Raw genomic sequence first — 14786 nt, 5'->3', positions numbered from 1 at the left:
TGGACGCGCCACCCGGAGATCGGTTCGTGGAGAGCGGGTGCGGTGGGACGCGCCTCGGGTCGAGGCCCGCCCCACCGCGCGGTGTATCGCTCAGTAGGCGCCCGGGATGCGCTGGAGCGCTGCCGGGAGCGGGGTGATGAAACCGCCGGTGGCGGGCTCGGTCTTCTTGTCACCGACGACGTTGAACAGCAGCATCTCGGTGGTGCAGTTCGGGCTCGTCGTCTTGCCGCAGGTCAGCTTCGGGCCGATGAAGGACTGGTAGTCCTTGATCGCCTTGAGGGTGCGCAGGACGCTCGGCCCGGTGTACTCGGTGAGCTTCGCGTTGCCGACCGTGGTCGCAAAGTCCGCGAGGATCGAGAACGTGCCGTAGGCGTAGAAGCCGGCGGTGCCGTTCTGATCGTCGATGAACTTCTGTGCGGTCTCCAGGTTGCCCTTGACCTCAGCTGGGGTGGCGTCGAGGGCGGGCGGCTGCCAGAACGGAGAGTAGGTCTGTGCGCCGACGGCCTGCGCGCCGAGCGTGTCGATGAAGTCGGTGCACGCGGCCATGAACATGGTCCCCTCGTACTTCACCGAGCGCAGCGACTGTGCGAGCTTGGTGCAGACGTTGTCGTTGGGGGAGGTCATGAGTCCGGCGGCGGCCGGATTGCCCTCGGCGAGCTGGCTGGCCAGCTGCGTGAAGTTGGGGTCGGTCGGCGGGTAGTAGACCGACTTCACGTCGATGCCGAGCTGTGCGCCGAGCGGTTTCATGAGCCCGTCGAAGACCTGGTGGGCCTGGGGCAGGTCCGCGTTCGCCAGGGTCAGTGACGTCTTGCCCTCGGCTTTGAGCTGCTGCATGAAGCCGACGAGGAACGCAGCCGGCGGCGGACCGAAGTACACGCGGTTCGCCGGCGATGCCCCGGTGATGGTGCTGAACGGGATCTGGCCGACCAGCGGGATCTTCGCGGCGGTGAGAATCGGTACGGCGGCGGCGGATTCGGCGTTGAACCCGTCGATCGCGGCGACCACGCCGGCCTCGACGAACTGGTTGGCGCAGGACACCGTCGACTCGGGTGCGGTCTGGTCGATGCCACAGTCGACGATCTCGATGGGACGACCGTTGATGCCGCCGATCTGGTTGTTGATGTAATCGACGGCCGCCTGCTTGCCGGTCGTGACCCCGGGCTGGGTGGCCGGGCCCTTCGAAGGGTTGAACAACCCGACCTTGATCGCTTCGCCGGAGGCCTTGGCGCCGCTGGAATCCGCGGCGGAGCCATCCGATCCGCCGTCGTCGCTGCTACACGACACGACCGAGAAGACGCACGCCGCGGCGACGGCGACCGCCGCCAACCGACCGGCTCTTCGAGAGTTCGACAAACGCATGTTTCGACTGCCTTTCCCGATGATCTCCGGGCACGACGAAGCAGCCCGAGAACGAGGGCATGACGACATCGCCCCGGCGGGGCTTGAGGGTGATTGAGTTCGTTAACCCAGTCGTCGGACTGGGTCCGAGAATCGGCACCGTCCGCCCTGGTCACGGGCGGTGAGTCCCCGTCGGATGTGACGTGGACCACCCGAAAATTAGCCGTATCCTTACGGCGGTGTCAGGCTGTTCCGGCAAACTGGACTCACACTGGTCCAATCGGCACGCCGAACTGGCGCGTTCGGCGAGTTCGCAACGCGCAGTGGGGCAAACGATTCAGTAAGAAAAGTGGAGCGGGTCGTCAGTGAACGGTGACGTCGCCGTCGCGGTCGACGGTCACGCGCGCGGTGTAAGCCCGCACGAGGTCGAGTCGCTGCCAGGAGGCGCGTCCCGGCCGCTGGTCGTCGAGTGGGTACCCGGCGGGATGTGCAGTCGCGACGAGGATCTGACGACGCTGCGCGTCCGACAGCGACGGGAAGGCCGGTGCGATCATGTCGACGGCCTGCTGCGGAACGACCATCCGATGGGTGGGTGAGGCAACGCGACCGAAGCCGTACGTGAGGCGATCGGTGTAGATGTGCCTCGCCTCGGCGTCGGTCAGATACGGGGTGTCCTGCTCGATGCAGATGGGCAACGGGGCGCCGCAACGCCATTCGAGTTCACGACGGATCTCGGCGGCGGACGCGCGGAGCAGCCGGTTGAAGCCCGGGTCGTTCCACCGGTCGGCGGCCGCCGCCTGCCCGACCATCGCGCCCCCGATCACGTCGAGCGGGTAGTGCACACCGAGGACGATGCGGTGATATCCACCCTCGGAAGCGCGTGTGAGGAACTGCGGGGCGAACTCGGGAAGCATCAGCGCGAGAAGGGTTCCCCGCCAGAAGAACATGCCCGCGTGTCCCGAGGGGAAGGACGGATTGGTTCCGAGGGCGTCGTACTCGTTCGCGCCGGCGCGTGTGTACTTCCGGATTCGCGTGGGGGCGACGACGAACGGACGGTCGTTGTCGAACACGTACTTCTCGACGAGTGTCGTGTTGGCGAGGCCGCCACCGCGTGCCAGGTAGTCGCTGAAGATCGCCTTGGTCTTGGGCAGCCGGCCGGCGGTCAGGGCGTCCCGGAAGTGGCGTCCGAGCTGTTGCCCGAACGCATCCGACATCGTCACGAGCGGATCGTCGTGGGCGTCGGTGAGGGCGCGTCGCTGCAGGGCGGGGTCGTCGGCCGCGGCCTGGTTGATCGCCACCACCTTGTCGAGGTTCTGCGCCATGATCTCGGGATGGTCCCGGCGCAGCGCGCTGAACGTCTCGATCGGTTGTAGGTAGATGCCGCCGGGGAATGAGGAGACGTCCGACGGGTAGAGCCGTGCCAGGTCGCCGATCGGGAACGGCGCCGGTGCGGGCTTCGCGGGTGCGGCCTGGGTGGGGGCGACCAGTGCGGCGGTGGCGGTGACGGCGGCAGCGGTCGCGATCAGCGGCGCCAGCAACCGCGCGACGGTCCGTCGCCGCGGGCGACGTGCGGAACTGGTGCGGGGCCGGGCGTCGCTGTCGCGGGTCACCCCTCGATCCTAGAGGTTGTTCGCCGGACAAACGGCCGGGGCGTCGGGGTGCCTCCTGCCGGACTCGATGAGGCGGCCCCCGACGGAGGAGGTGTCAGCAGGCCGGGCTACCGGGGAAGGCCGGCACACCGAGACGACAGCCGACCGAGGTGACCGCGCGGAGACGGGCTTCCGGGTTGCGGCGCTCGAGGGCCGGCAGCAGGCCGTTGGTCACGACCGCGGTCTTCGCGGCCGGCGTGGTCGCCGACGGGTCCAGGGTGCCGCGGAGGCGGGCGAAGTTCACCAGCTCGTCGTAGACCATGGACAGCGTCGCCTCGGTCGTGCGGTCCTGCCGCTCGAGCTTGCCGAAGTCCACTCCGGTTTCGAACTCGTGGCGCACCGCGTGCGGCCCCTGATCGCATCCCGGCACCAACAGGTCGATGTCGAACGCGCGCTGGCGCGGCGTCGGCGGGGTGATGCGTCCTTCGTCGGTGCACACGTGGTGCGAGATGCGGTCGCCGAGCGCGTGGATGTAGATGCCGGTCCGCGCATTGGCCGACTGGTTGCCGATGTAGGAGTCGAAGCGGTCCGAGGTCACCCCGTCGGAGATGACCTGGCGGCCGGTCATGTTCTGGAAGGGGATGTCCATCGGATCGACGAGGCTGTACTGACCGTTGATCGGAACAGGCTGCTCACCGCCGTAACAAGTTGCGCCGGTGGCGTAGTCGCCGGTGGCCGTGCGGTTCGTGAAACCGCCGGTGCACAGGGGTGCGGCGCTGCCCGGGCCGTCCATCGCCCACTTGCGGATGTGGGTGAGCATCACCTCGTGCCGCGGGTCGTTCACGTTGGGCTGCAAGCCGTTCGGCTGGGGGGATCGGGGCCCGCGCATGGTCGGCAGGAAGTGGAACAGGAAGCCGCCGGTCGCGAAGTGGGTGCGTACGAGGCCGCCGATGTCCTTCGTGGTGAGTGCTCCCGCGTTCGGCAGCAGATTTCCGCGTAGGTCACGGGGAACGAAGGTGCCCAGGTCGGTCGCCTCGCTGTACGCGGCGATCCAGTAGGCGTCGCGCACGGAGAACCCGACCTTGCGCGCGATGATGTACGTGGAATCGGTGTGCACCAGGCTGCGCCCGCCGAGCGGCTGGCGAAGCGTGTAGGCGTAACGGAGGAAGGCGCGTGCCCCGCAGATCGGGTCGTTCGGGTTGTCCGGGGGACAGACGACCGGCAGCGGTCCGCAGCTGTGCGGTGGAGCTCCCGGCGTGTAGCAGATGTCCTCGGCGAAACCCCGGGCCGTCGGCGGCGAGGCCGCGATGAGTGATGTCGCGGCGAGGGCGAATGTCAGTGCAGAGACCGCGAGAGTGCATGGCCAGAGCCTGATCTGGAGGCGTCGGGTGAGTCGCATGCTGATCCCTCCTGCGCGGGTCAGCTCATCGTAGGCCGGGTCACACCGGCGCACTGCGACATTCGGAAACGCTCGAGAACGCCGTCCCTGAAATGCACCCCTGGAATCGACCCTCCCCAGGCCGGCCGTCGACTATGTGTATCCGACATTCCTGCTGAGGGAGGATTTCGGGGGCGGATCCCACGGGGTTTCCGGCGGCGGTATTCAGGGAGGGTCTTCAGCGGGGCCGCTCAGTCGAGCGGAAGACCCTGCTCGAGAAGGTCGATGGCCCGCAGGGTCGTCTCGATCTGCGGCTGCGTGGAACTCTCCTCGGCCTGGGCCGCGAGGCGGAAGGTCACGCCGGCCACCGCGTCGAGGAACACTCCGAGCGCGAAGTCGTCGGCGTCGCGGCCGAGATAGTCGGCGAGGAGCTGTCGCATCCCGGCCATCGTTCGCTCGACCTCGACGTGAAAGGTCTTCTGCAGCAGTGGTTCCGATCGGATCAGTTGCATCCGTAGGGGATTGCCCACCCAGGGGTCGTCGGCGGTGAGGCGGTCCAGTTCGGTGAACAGCCGACGGATGAGGTCGAAGTGCCCGAGGCCTCGGGGCATCGACTCGACGATCGCACGAGCCTCCGCCTCGAAATGCTCCCCACCCACGACCACCTGCTCTTTGGTGGGGAAGTAGCGGAAGAACGTCATATGGGAGACACCGGCGGCCTCGGCGATCTGTTCGACCGTCGTCTTCGCGTAACCGTGCTCGGCGATGAGGTGCAGAGCGGCCTCACGGATGGCGTTGCGCGTGCGCATCTTCTGCCGCTCGCGCAAGCCGGGCCGACGCCCCGGGCCGGTGCCCGGGGCGTCGGGGGTGGATCGTCCTGTGGACACGGTCAGCCCGCCGGTACCGGCGTCTTCGTGTCGTCCGGATCTGCGAGCCCGCGGTGGCGGACCGACTCGCCCTCGATGTCGAAGTTGATGACGAGTTTGTCGAGCCAGCGCGGCAGGGTCCAGGCGCGGTCGCCGAGGAGGGCGATCACGGCCGGGACGACCAGCATGCGGATCACGAAGGCGTCGAACAGGACTGCCGAGGCGAGGGCGAAGCCCATCATCTTGGCGGTCGTCTCCGGGGACAGCATGAACGCGGCGAAGACGCTGATCATGATGATCGCCGCCGACGTCACCACACGGGCGCCGTGCCGGTAGCCCGCGACGATGGCCTCCTTGGCGGTCATGCCGTGGATGTACTCCTCGCGCATTCGGGTCACCAGGAACACCTGGTAGTCCATCGCGAGTCCGAAGACCACGCCGATGAGGAAGATCGGCAGGAACGAGATGATCGGCTGGGTGTGCGAGATGATGCCGAACCAGCCCTCCTGGAAGATCGCAACTGTGATGCCGAAGGTCGCGAGCACGGAGAAGATGAAGCCGACCGTGCCGATCAGCGGCACCCACAGGGAGCGGAAGACACCGATCATGATCAGGAACGCCAGGCCGACGACGACGATCAGATAGGGGATCAGCGCGTCGTCGAGCTTCTGCGACAGATCCGACATGATCGCGGTCTGTCCGCCGACATGCAGTTCGGCGCCCTGCTCGTCGACAACCGGTGCGTACGCGCGGATGTTCTCCATCAGCGTGTGCGTCGCCGGCGAGGACGGTGCGCTCTTCGGTGTCACGGTGATGAGTGCGGTGTTGCCGTTCTGTCCGCCCTCGTTGCCGATCCAGGTGAGCGAGTCGGGGTTGACGACGTCCTTCAGGGTGGCGATGTGCTTGACGGCGTCGTCCGCGGCCGGCGCGATCGGGGCGTCGGCGTCGTGCAGGATGACGAGCAGCGGGCCGTTGATGCCCTCACCGAAACCCTTGCTCAGCAAGGCTTGCGCCGGTGCCTCGTCCTCGGTCGACAGCGACAGGCCCAGCTCCATCTTGGTGGCCGGGATGGCGGCCGCGGCGAGAGCCAGCAGGCCGAGGACGATGAAGGGGATCGGAGCCTTGACGACGGTGCGGCCGAGGCGGACGCCCAGGGTGTCGCCGTCCTCGGACTGCTCGGCGTGCTTGATCCACGGGATCTTCGGACGGAAGGCGAAGCGACCGAACGCGCCGAGGAGTGCCGGGATGAGCGTGAGTGCGGCGACGACCGCGATCAGGACGGCGACGGCGGCGCCGGCACCCATCTGGGTGATGATCGGGATGCCGATGACCACGAGGGCGACGACCGCGATGATGACCGTGAGGCCGGCGAACACGACAGCCGATCCGGCCGTTCCGACCGCGCGGCCGGCGGCATCGGCCGCATCACCGCCCCGGCTCAGTTCGGCCCGGTACCGGGACACGATGAACAGCGCGTAGTCGATGGACACGGCGATGCCCAGCATGGTGACGATGGCGGTCGCCGACTGGTTGATCGAGAGCAGCTCGGCCGACAGGGTGAGCAGCATGATGGTGATCGCGACGCCGACGATGGCGGTGACGAGCGGGATGAACGCGGCGATCAGGGCGCCGAAGGCGACGATCATGACGACGAACGCGATGGCGAAGCCGATCAGTTCGGCGGCGCCGCCCTGCTCCATCACCTGCATCAGCGCGCCGGTGGCCTCGACCTGCAGGCCGTTGCCGCGGTTCTCGTCGAGGATCTTGACGAGCTGGTCCTTGTTCTCGGTCGTCAGGTCCATGATCGTGATGTTCTGACGGACCTGGATCAGGCCGACGCGATCGTTGTCGCCGAGGACCGACGCGGCGATGGCCGGGTCGACGGCAGCAGCCATCACCGGGTTCACCACGGTCTCCGGGGCGATGACGTCCGGCAGCGTGCGGAGATCCTCGGCCAGCTTGTTGATCTGCTCGGTGTGGTTCTGCAGGCCGTCGTTCGCGGCCACGACGATGCTCGTGGACGCGCGTTCCTGCTCCTTCATGACCTGCGGGAAGTACTCCTCCACCTGCTCGGTGGCGGTGCCCGAATCGGTTCCGGGCAGGCTGAAGTCCTGGGCGAACTTCGGCTTCAGCACGCCGACGAGCGAGACGACCGCGATCATCGCGATCAGCCAGACCGCTATGACGGCCCACTTGTGCCGGAAGGAGAACCTCCCGAGCTTGAACAGATACGACGCCATGGCGTGGTAAACCCTTTCGGTTTTCGAGCGCAGGGGTCGGCGGCAGTGCCGACCGATCGTGCGACATATGGCACTGCCGCCATACGTGTTAGTCACTAACAGTAGTTATTGAGTACCACTTTTGCACAGGCCCCCGGTTCCGGCACGGAACCAAGGGTGACCTGCTCGCTTCCGTTAGTCACGCGTATCAAGTGGAAATTTGTGACATATTGCGCTTTTCGGACGCATCCGTGGCGTCGACGCTCACCGTGAGCGAACGGCTGTGAGGTGTGTCGCGCCGTGCGGGGGTGACAGAAGGTGCAGGTCAGGTCATCTGCTTCGGATGGCGAGAGTCCGGGCGCGATCGGCAGGCGGGGAGACGGCCGGGCGAATCCCCGAGCGGGCCGCCGAGCGGATCATCCGCTCGGTGAGTTCGAGATCGGCCTCGGACCGCATCGGGTCCGATACGCCGCGTGCCCATACCGACCGACCGCCGACGAAGACCTCACGCAGGTTCCGGAGTCCGCATCCGAGAACGTAGGTGGCAACCGGGTCCCAGATCGGCCCGGTGTGCGGTGAGTACGGATCGACGACGACCAGATCCGCGTACTTCCCGACCTCCAGGGAGCCGACCCGGTCGGCGACCCCGATCGCGGTGGCCGATCCGATGGTGTGCAGGGCGAGTACGTCCGCCGGGGACAGCACCGCGGCATCGCTGCGCAGACCGCGCTGCAGGAACAGCCCGGTGCGCATGTTCTCGAACGGATCCGACACGTCCGTGCAGGACTGGTCGTCGACACCCATGCCGACCGTGACGGCGTCGGAGAGGAGGCGCGGGATGTCGGCGATGCCGGAGCCGAGCCGACCGTTGGACATCGGTTGCCAGACGACGGACGAACCGGTGTCGCGCGCACGCGCGACCATCCGGTCCGTCGGATGCACAAAGTGACCGAACGCGAAATCGGGGCCGAGCACACCGGCGGCGTCGTACCAGTCGAATTTGGCCTGCTGGATGTCGATCTGCTCCGCGGTCTCGACGAAGTGGGCCTGGTTGGTGATGCCGTACCGATCCATCAGGGCGCGTTCGCGTTCGGCGGTCACCGGCGCGGAGGACCACTGGACGGAGCCGTACACCGAGCCGCCCAGGTTCAGGGCCGGGTCGACGGTGGCGAGATGTCGCATGACCTCGTCGAATCCGTGGAAGGCCTCGTCCTCGGCGAACTGTTCGTCGTCGAGTCGCACGCTGGTGACGAACCGGATACCCGACGCCGCCAACCCGTCGACCTGGCGGTTGACGAACTCGGCGGGGTGGATCCGTTCGGCGCGGAGCACCGACTTCTCGTAGTCGAACAGTGCGATCACCCGTGACTGGGTGAAGTTGTACACCGAGGTGATACCCGACGACAGGTGGTCCAGGCCGCCGGCCAGGGTCATCCAGTAGAGGTCGTCGGCGTCGGCGCCGAGCAGCATCAGGCTGTTGCGGGACACCCATTCGTAGAGCGGGCTGTCCGCGGCGACACCGCGCATGCCGCCGGTGTAGATGTGGCTGTGACCCGACACGAAACCCGGTGCGAGGAAACATCCCTCGAGGTCGTGTCGCACTCCCGGCGCATCCGCCGGTGGGGCGCCCTCGCCGATGCCGGAGATCCGCCCGCCGGCGTCCGCGGTCAGCCATCCGCGGAACCAGGGCTTGTCTCCCGCGACCGGCAGGATCAGCGCATTGTGAAAGGTCGTGGCCGTCATCCGGGAAGAACCTCCGATGTCCAGGAATGGTCGGTGCGGGTGAAGCGGACCCGTTGCGAGGGGCCGTCCGGATCGCCGCGCCAGAAGGCGATCTCGCGGATGTCGATGGCGAAACCCGTCCACGTGTCCGGCGGGCTCAGTGTCGGATGGGTGGCGTCGAACTCCGCCCATCGTCGATGCCGACCGTGGGTGGGGAGTGCCGACATCTCGTGATCGTTGCACCAGGCGAGCAGCTGCAGGTAGCGGGTGCGGCGCGAGAAGGTCTCGCGGAGAGAGTCTTCCGCCGGCCGTCGCACGATGCCGTGCGCGACCACCTGGCGTCCCCGCTGCGGCCACGCCACCGCGATCCCGGCCCGTGGCAGTTCGGCCAGCTCGGCCACCTTCGACGACCGGCTGTCGGTGTGGAAGTACACCGCGGCGTCGTCGGCGTCACTGAGCAGCACGTGGCGCACGCGCGGATACCCGTCGCGCCCGAGAGTCGAGAGCGCCATGAGTGCGGGGGCGGCGTCGGCGGGCGGTAGCCAGCGTCGGAGCAACACCATGGGATCGATGGTGCGGTATTCCTCGGGCGGACAATCGCTTCCGAACTCCACCCCGCTGGTGATCATCGCCGCACCCGTCCGGGGTCGAAGGTCGCGATGTCGGCGAGCGCATCCACGAGGGCGATGACGCGCTCCTCGAAGAGTTCCGCCCCGATGGCGGCGTCTGCCCCGGTGGGGTCGCCGATGACCCCGGACTCGGCGAAATCGGTCGACAGCCAACCGAACTTGACGGCTTTGGTGAAGCCGACGTGGTTCGAATCGGCCACCGCGTCGGCCACCGCGGCGACGGCTTTGTCCATCTGGACGAGATCCGGTCGCAGATGCAGCATCATCGACGTCTCGGCCCACCCGGCATGGATCCCCAGTCCTCGTTCGGTGGGGCCGGCCCGACCGGGGCCGGAGGTGAAGAACGTCTGCAGGCCGAAGCGTCGACGCAGTTCACGTGCCGCCACCTCGATCAGCGCCGAATTGCCGCCGTGCGCATTGAGGAACAGCAGCCGTCGTGCGGGGGTCGCGGCCATCGACGACCCGATGTCCACGATGGTCTCGAACAGAGTGGACGGTCGCAGCCACATCGTGCCGGGGAGTGCGGCATGCTCGTCGGACTTGGTGTAACCGAGTGCGGGGAGCAGCCAGACGTCATGTCCGGCTGCGGCTCCGCGTCCGACGACGGCGGCCGACACGGCCTCGGCGACGATGAGGTCGGTCGCCAGCGGGAGATGCGGGCCGTGCGGTTCGATCGCCCCGGTCGGCAGGACGAGGATCGAGTCCCGGGAGAGTGCGGAGTCGATCTCGGCGGTGGTGAGTTCGGCGTAGCGGCGGGACCCGAACGCTGCGGTCACATCCACCTCCCGGGATTCAGAAGGCCTTTCGGGTCGGTCCGGGCCGCGAGCGCCTGCACGCGTTCGGCGTCGAGATCGACGTACCACTGGTGAGGTGAGTGGACGCCGACCCCGAGTTCCTCGAGGGCGGCGACCCCGTCGATGACCTGCTGTGCGTTGCAGTAGATCCCGTTGAGCATCCCGAACATCATCCCGTGACCGACCTCTAGGTGGAGCATCCCGCCCTCGTAGACCTTCTCCACCTCCTCGAGGCGGGTGACCAGTGCGTCGCCGCGGACCTCCATGTGAAACCACCTGTCCGGCTGCGCTTTCTGCAGCCACCAGGTCGGATGGTTGTAGGACAGCGTGGACAGCTTGATCGTCTCGGCGATGCCCTCGCGGACCGCCTCGACCCGGCCGCCGGCGCCGGCGATGAGATCGGTGGACTCCTCGAGTGCTCTCGCGTCGATGATTCCGCGGACATTCGCGCGACCCCGCACGAAGGCGGGGTCGGCGGGCAGCGCCTCGACGACGGTGGGACCGTCCGCCGACAGCAGTCGCGGTCTCGGCTCGATCGACGAGAGCCGGTGGGCGGCGTCGAAGGCCTCCCGGGTCGACCCGAAACTGGCGTACACACAGCGCCATTCCTGGAGTGGTTCGACGCGCACCGAGGCGTTCACGATGACACCCGCCACCCCGTAGGTGTGGACGAAAGGCTGTGCGTCATCACCTTCCAGGTGCACCAGTTCGGCGTCCTCGGTGCCGTAGACGACGTCGAGCGCCGTCACGAAACCCTCGTGATTGCGACCGTGCACGATCGTGCCGGTGCCGGCCGACCCGCCGCCGAGGAAGCCGCCGAGCGTGGACTGCACCGTCGACGGGTACATCCACAGCTGACTTCCGGAACCCCAGGCGGTCTGCTCCAGGTTGATCATCCGCGCGCCTGCCTGGGCCGTGATCGTCTGATCGGTGATCTCGTGAATCCCGTTGAGCGAGGTCATGTCCAGGACGAGACCGCCGAACCGGGGGATCACCTGCCCGTAGTTGCCGGTGCCCTTCCCGCGGGTGGTGACCGGAACGCCCCGGGCGACCGCCGCGCGGACGATCGCGGGCACCACCTCCGCCGTGCGCGGGTAGCACACGAGGTCGGGGGTCCCGAGATCCTGCGCGGACAGGATCGGGCTCATCCCCGACCCGTCCCGGCCTGCGCGTTCCAGCGCGCGGGGTAGCGTGCTGATCCCGCGCGGTCCGAGAAGTGCCAGGAGATCGTCGGCCAGCGCGTCGACGTCGCCCGGACCGAAGTCGGGTCGTCCGTCGTCGGTGCCGACCGCGATCACCGGGGAGGTCACGACGGCAACCCCACGGAGGTGTCGATGAACCGGTTGGTCGAGACCGTGTCCGGGGTGATGCCCTCGACGACGGGGGTGCCCTGCTTGTCGAAGATCGGGGTGGTCACGTCGATCACCCGCTGCACGCGTGCGGTGTCGAAGTCGCCGACCGTGCCGTTCGGGCCGTTGCCGATGAGCTTCAGCTGCGCCATGGTCTCCAGTGCGTAGTCGGCGTTGCGCTGGGTGTAGACCCACCCGGTGTCGTACTGCTCGACGGCGTCGAGGACGACCTTGTTGGCGGTCTCGGGCGACGCGAGGTAGTCGACCACGCCGCGCTGGAGGACGGGGACGAGCTGCTCGAGGCAGGCGGTGTTCTCCTCAAGAGCGCCGGCGCGGACGGCCATCGCGGACTTGTACGTGGGGAAGCCCACGTCGTGGACGAGCTGGTAGGAGACCGGCTTCTTCCAGCCCTCCACCTCCTCCTCGTAGAGCTGGGGCTCGGAGCTGGCGTAGCCCTGCTGGGCCGTCTTGCCGCCGGCCGCGACGAAGTTCGCGGGTGTGCCGTCGTAGCTGCCGTCGACCTGATCCGGTGACAGGACGCCGGAACCGGTCAGATAGTCCATGTAGGTGGCGCCCTCGAAGTAGAGCACGCGCGCATCGACCGGCTTGAGGTCGCCGATGCCCTTCACCTGCGGGTAGGTGGCCGGGTCCCACATGATCATCTGCGGGCTGATGTCCAGCGGAGCCATGACGGCCACCGTCGGGTTCGACTCGGAGTTCTGGATCGCCTGGTCGGTGTCGACGTAGCCCAGCAGGATCTCGGGGTCGGAGTACATCTGCGAGGTGACCGACTGGAAGCCGATCGCCGGTCCGCCGGCGCGGATCTCGACGTCGACGCCGGTGTACTGGCCGCGGTCGAACAGTGGTCCCGTCACCCGCTTGTTGCCGGCGTTGATCACCGGGTCCGGTCCGAGCAGCTGATACAGGTGGCCGTGTTCGGCCTCGGGGTTCCAGTCCGTCTGGATGACGACCTTGTCCGGGCAGTTCGCGCTGAGGTCGACCGGACCGATCGGACCGGTGTAGCCGGAGGACTCGGCGGTGTCGTCGGAACCGCAGGCCGCGGTGAAGGCGACGGCCGCGGCGACGGCCATCACCCCGGTGGCCTTGGACAGGCGACGCCAGACGTGTGTGTTCATGACTTCCTTTTCGGTAGAGCCGATTACGGTCGGGAACGGACAGGTACGAGCGGGACGAGCGGGAGAGCGGGGGCCGGGCCGGCGTGTCAGCGCTGGTACCAGCGGCCGACGATCCGGTTGCCGAGCCGGCCGAAGAGCCAGAAGACGACGACCCCGAGCAACGACGCGAGCACGATGGAGGCGAACAGCTCTTCGGATTGCAGTCGTGACCGGTAGTTGTCGATGAGGATGCCGATGCCGGGGTTCCCCTGTTTGAAGAAGAAGTCGCCGACGATCGCACCCACCACGGACAGGCCCGCGGAGATGCGCAGTCCGGCGAAGATGGCGGGCATCGCCGCGGGGAACTCGAGTTTGCGCAGCACGGTGAGCCGGCTCGGGTGATGCAGTGCGAACAGGTCGCGCATCTGCCGATCCACCGACCGCAGACCGAAGAGGGTGTTGGACACGATCGGGAACAGTGCGATGAGCACACACACGAAAACCCGTGCGCTGAAACCGAACCCGAACCAGAAGCCGACGAGGGGAACCAGCGCCAGGATCGGTATGCACTGCAACACCACCGCATAGGGGAACAACGCGGTCTCCATCATGCGCGACTGGGACATCACCACCGCCCACACGATGCCGATGACGGCGGCGATGGCCAGACCGGTCAGGGCCACCGTCGTCGTCCGGCCGAGGGCTTCCCACATCGACGGCGCGGCAGTGCCGAACAAGCCGTCGGTGACCACGCGGTGCGGAGCCGGCATGAGGAAACGCCTGCCCTCGTCGAGGATCGCGTAGGTGACGAGGTACCAGAGACCGATCACGATGCCCAGCACGACGAGTGGCGCCGCGATCGAGACGAACGATCGGGAACGTGGTCGACGCTTGCGTGCGGCTGCGACGGCGAGCTCCGTGGTCGAGCCGGTGTCGACGACCGCCGTGGTGTCGGCGGCGGGCGTGGTGCCCGTGGGGACCGTCATGAGTGTGCCTCCCTCAGCGAGCGGGAGATCCGACCGGCGATCGCGGCGAACTCGGGCTCGAAACGCAGGTCCGGAGAGCGTGGGAAGTCGAACGGGATCTCGATCTCGTCGACGATCGTGCCGGGACGCCCGGACATCACGAGCACCCGCGTGGACAGGAATGCTGCTTCGGCCACGGAGTGGGTGATGAACAGGCCCGCAAAGCGTTTGACGGCGAACAGCTCGGTGAGCTCGACCCCGAGCCGTTCGCGGGTCAGCTCGTCGAGCGCGGCGAACGGCTCGTCGAAGAGGAACAGGTCGGGGTCGAGGGTGAGCGACCGGGCGAGCGATACACGCATGCGCATGCCGCCGGAGAGCATGTGCGGCAGATGATCCTCGAAACCGTTGAGGCCCACTGTCTCCAGCGCAGCGGCAATCCTCTGACGCCGCTCCGCTTTCGGCACACCGTCGAGTTCGCCGAGCAGGGCGACGTTGTCGGCGACCGACCGCCAGGGGAGGAGTGTGGCGTCCTGGAACACGTAACCGATGCGGTCCGCACCGCACTGCATGTACCCGTCGGTGATCGTCTCCAGGCCGGAGGACAGTCGCAGCAGGGTCGACTTACCGCATCCCGAGGGGCCGACGACGCTGACGAACTCGCCTTCCCGGACGGTCAGGTTCACGTCCCGCAGAGCGTGGGTTCCGTCTGGATAGGTCAGTTCGGCGTGCTCGAAACCGACGAGCGGATGACCGAGTTCGAGGGGTGTGGCCGACGGGGTCGGCGCTGAGGGGGTCGGCGCTGATGGGGTCATGACGTCTCCA

General features: G+C 67.6%; 12 protein-coding genes. All 12 read right to left on the bottom strand.

Features of this window, described 5'->3' with window-relative positions; all coding sequences use genetic code 11:
- Positions 1-90 precede the first annotated feature (90 nt).
- Complete coding sequence (locus GOAMI_RS11635) at positions 91-1359, bottom strand: ABC transporter substrate-binding protein (protein WP_081598233.1); 1269 nt, start codon at positions 1357-1359, stop codon at positions 91-93.
- Between the two features lie 341 nt (positions 1360-1700).
- Complete coding sequence (locus tag GOAMI_RS11630) at positions 1701-2864, bottom strand: phosphatase PAP2 family protein (RefSeq protein WP_040004792.1); 1164 nt, start codon at positions 2862-2864, stop codon at positions 1701-1703.
- A gap of 178 nt (positions 2865-3042) precedes the next feature.
- The gene (locus GOAMI_RS11625; RefSeq protein WP_006436701.1) at positions 3043-4326 is read right to left on the bottom strand and encodes a hypothetical protein; all 1284 of its coding nucleotides are present in this window, start codon (positions 4324-4326) and stop codon (positions 3043-3045) included.
- A 230-nt stretch (positions 4327-4556) separates the two neighbouring features.
- On the bottom strand, positions 4557-5192 hold the full coding sequence (locus GOAMI_RS11620) for a TetR family transcriptional regulator (protein WP_006436699.1): 636 nt from the start codon (positions 5190-5192) through the stop codon (positions 4557-4559).
- Between the two features lie 2 nt (positions 5193-5194).
- On the bottom strand, positions 5195-7411 hold the full coding sequence (locus GOAMI_RS11615; RefSeq protein ID WP_006436698.1) for an MMPL family transporter: 2217 nt from the start codon (positions 7409-7411) through the stop codon (positions 5195-5197).
- Positions 7412-7720: 309 nt separating this feature from the next.
- A complete protein-coding gene (locus GOAMI_RS11610; protein WP_006436697.1) occupies positions 7721-9133 on the bottom strand; it encodes an amidohydrolase family protein in 1413 nt (470 codons plus the stop codon).
- Positions 9130-9741: a pyridoxamine 5'-phosphate oxidase family protein gene (locus GOAMI_RS11605; protein WP_006436696.1), complete on the bottom strand. Its 612-nt coding sequence runs from the start codon at positions 9739-9741 to the stop codon at positions 9130-9132. Before GOAMI_RS11605 ends, GOAMI_RS11610 begins: the two co-directional genes overlap by 4 nt.
- The gene (locus GOAMI_RS11600; protein WP_006436695.1) at positions 9738-10517 is read right to left on the bottom strand and encodes a creatininase family protein; all 780 of its coding nucleotides are present in this window, start codon (positions 10515-10517) and stop codon (positions 9738-9740) included. The genes GOAMI_RS11605 and GOAMI_RS11600 overlap by 4 nt, the downstream gene beginning before the upstream one ends.
- On the bottom strand, positions 10514-11845 hold the full coding sequence (locus tag GOAMI_RS11595; RefSeq protein ID WP_006436694.1) for an FAD-binding oxidoreductase: 1332 nt from the start codon (positions 11843-11845) through the stop codon (positions 10514-10516). The genes GOAMI_RS11600 and GOAMI_RS11595 overlap by 4 nt, the downstream gene beginning before the upstream one ends.
- Positions 11842-13020, bottom strand: coding sequence for a hypothetical protein (locus GOAMI_RS11590; protein ID WP_006436693.1), 1179 nt, complete (start codon positions 13018-13020; stop codon positions 11842-11844). Before GOAMI_RS11590 ends, GOAMI_RS11595 begins: the two co-directional genes overlap by 4 nt.
- Before the next feature lie 86 nt (positions 13021-13106).
- Complete coding sequence (locus GOAMI_RS11585; protein WP_006436692.1) at positions 13107-13985, bottom strand: ABC transporter permease; 879 nt, start codon at positions 13983-13985, stop codon at positions 13107-13109.
- Positions 13982-14776, bottom strand: a complete 795-nt coding sequence (locus GOAMI_RS11580; protein ID WP_006436691.1) for an ABC transporter ATP-binding protein — start codon at positions 14774-14776, stop codon at positions 13982-13984. The genes GOAMI_RS11585 and GOAMI_RS11580 overlap by 4 nt, the downstream gene beginning before the upstream one ends.
- Positions 14777-14786 lie beyond the last annotated feature (10 nt).

Source organism: Gordonia amicalis NBRC 100051 = JCM 11271 (assembly GCF_000332995.1).
GTDB classification, from domain to species: domain Bacteria; phylum Actinomycetota; class Actinomycetes; order Mycobacteriales; family Mycobacteriaceae; genus Gordonia; species Gordonia amicalis.
This window is presented reverse-complemented; position numbering and strand designations above follow the sequence as displayed.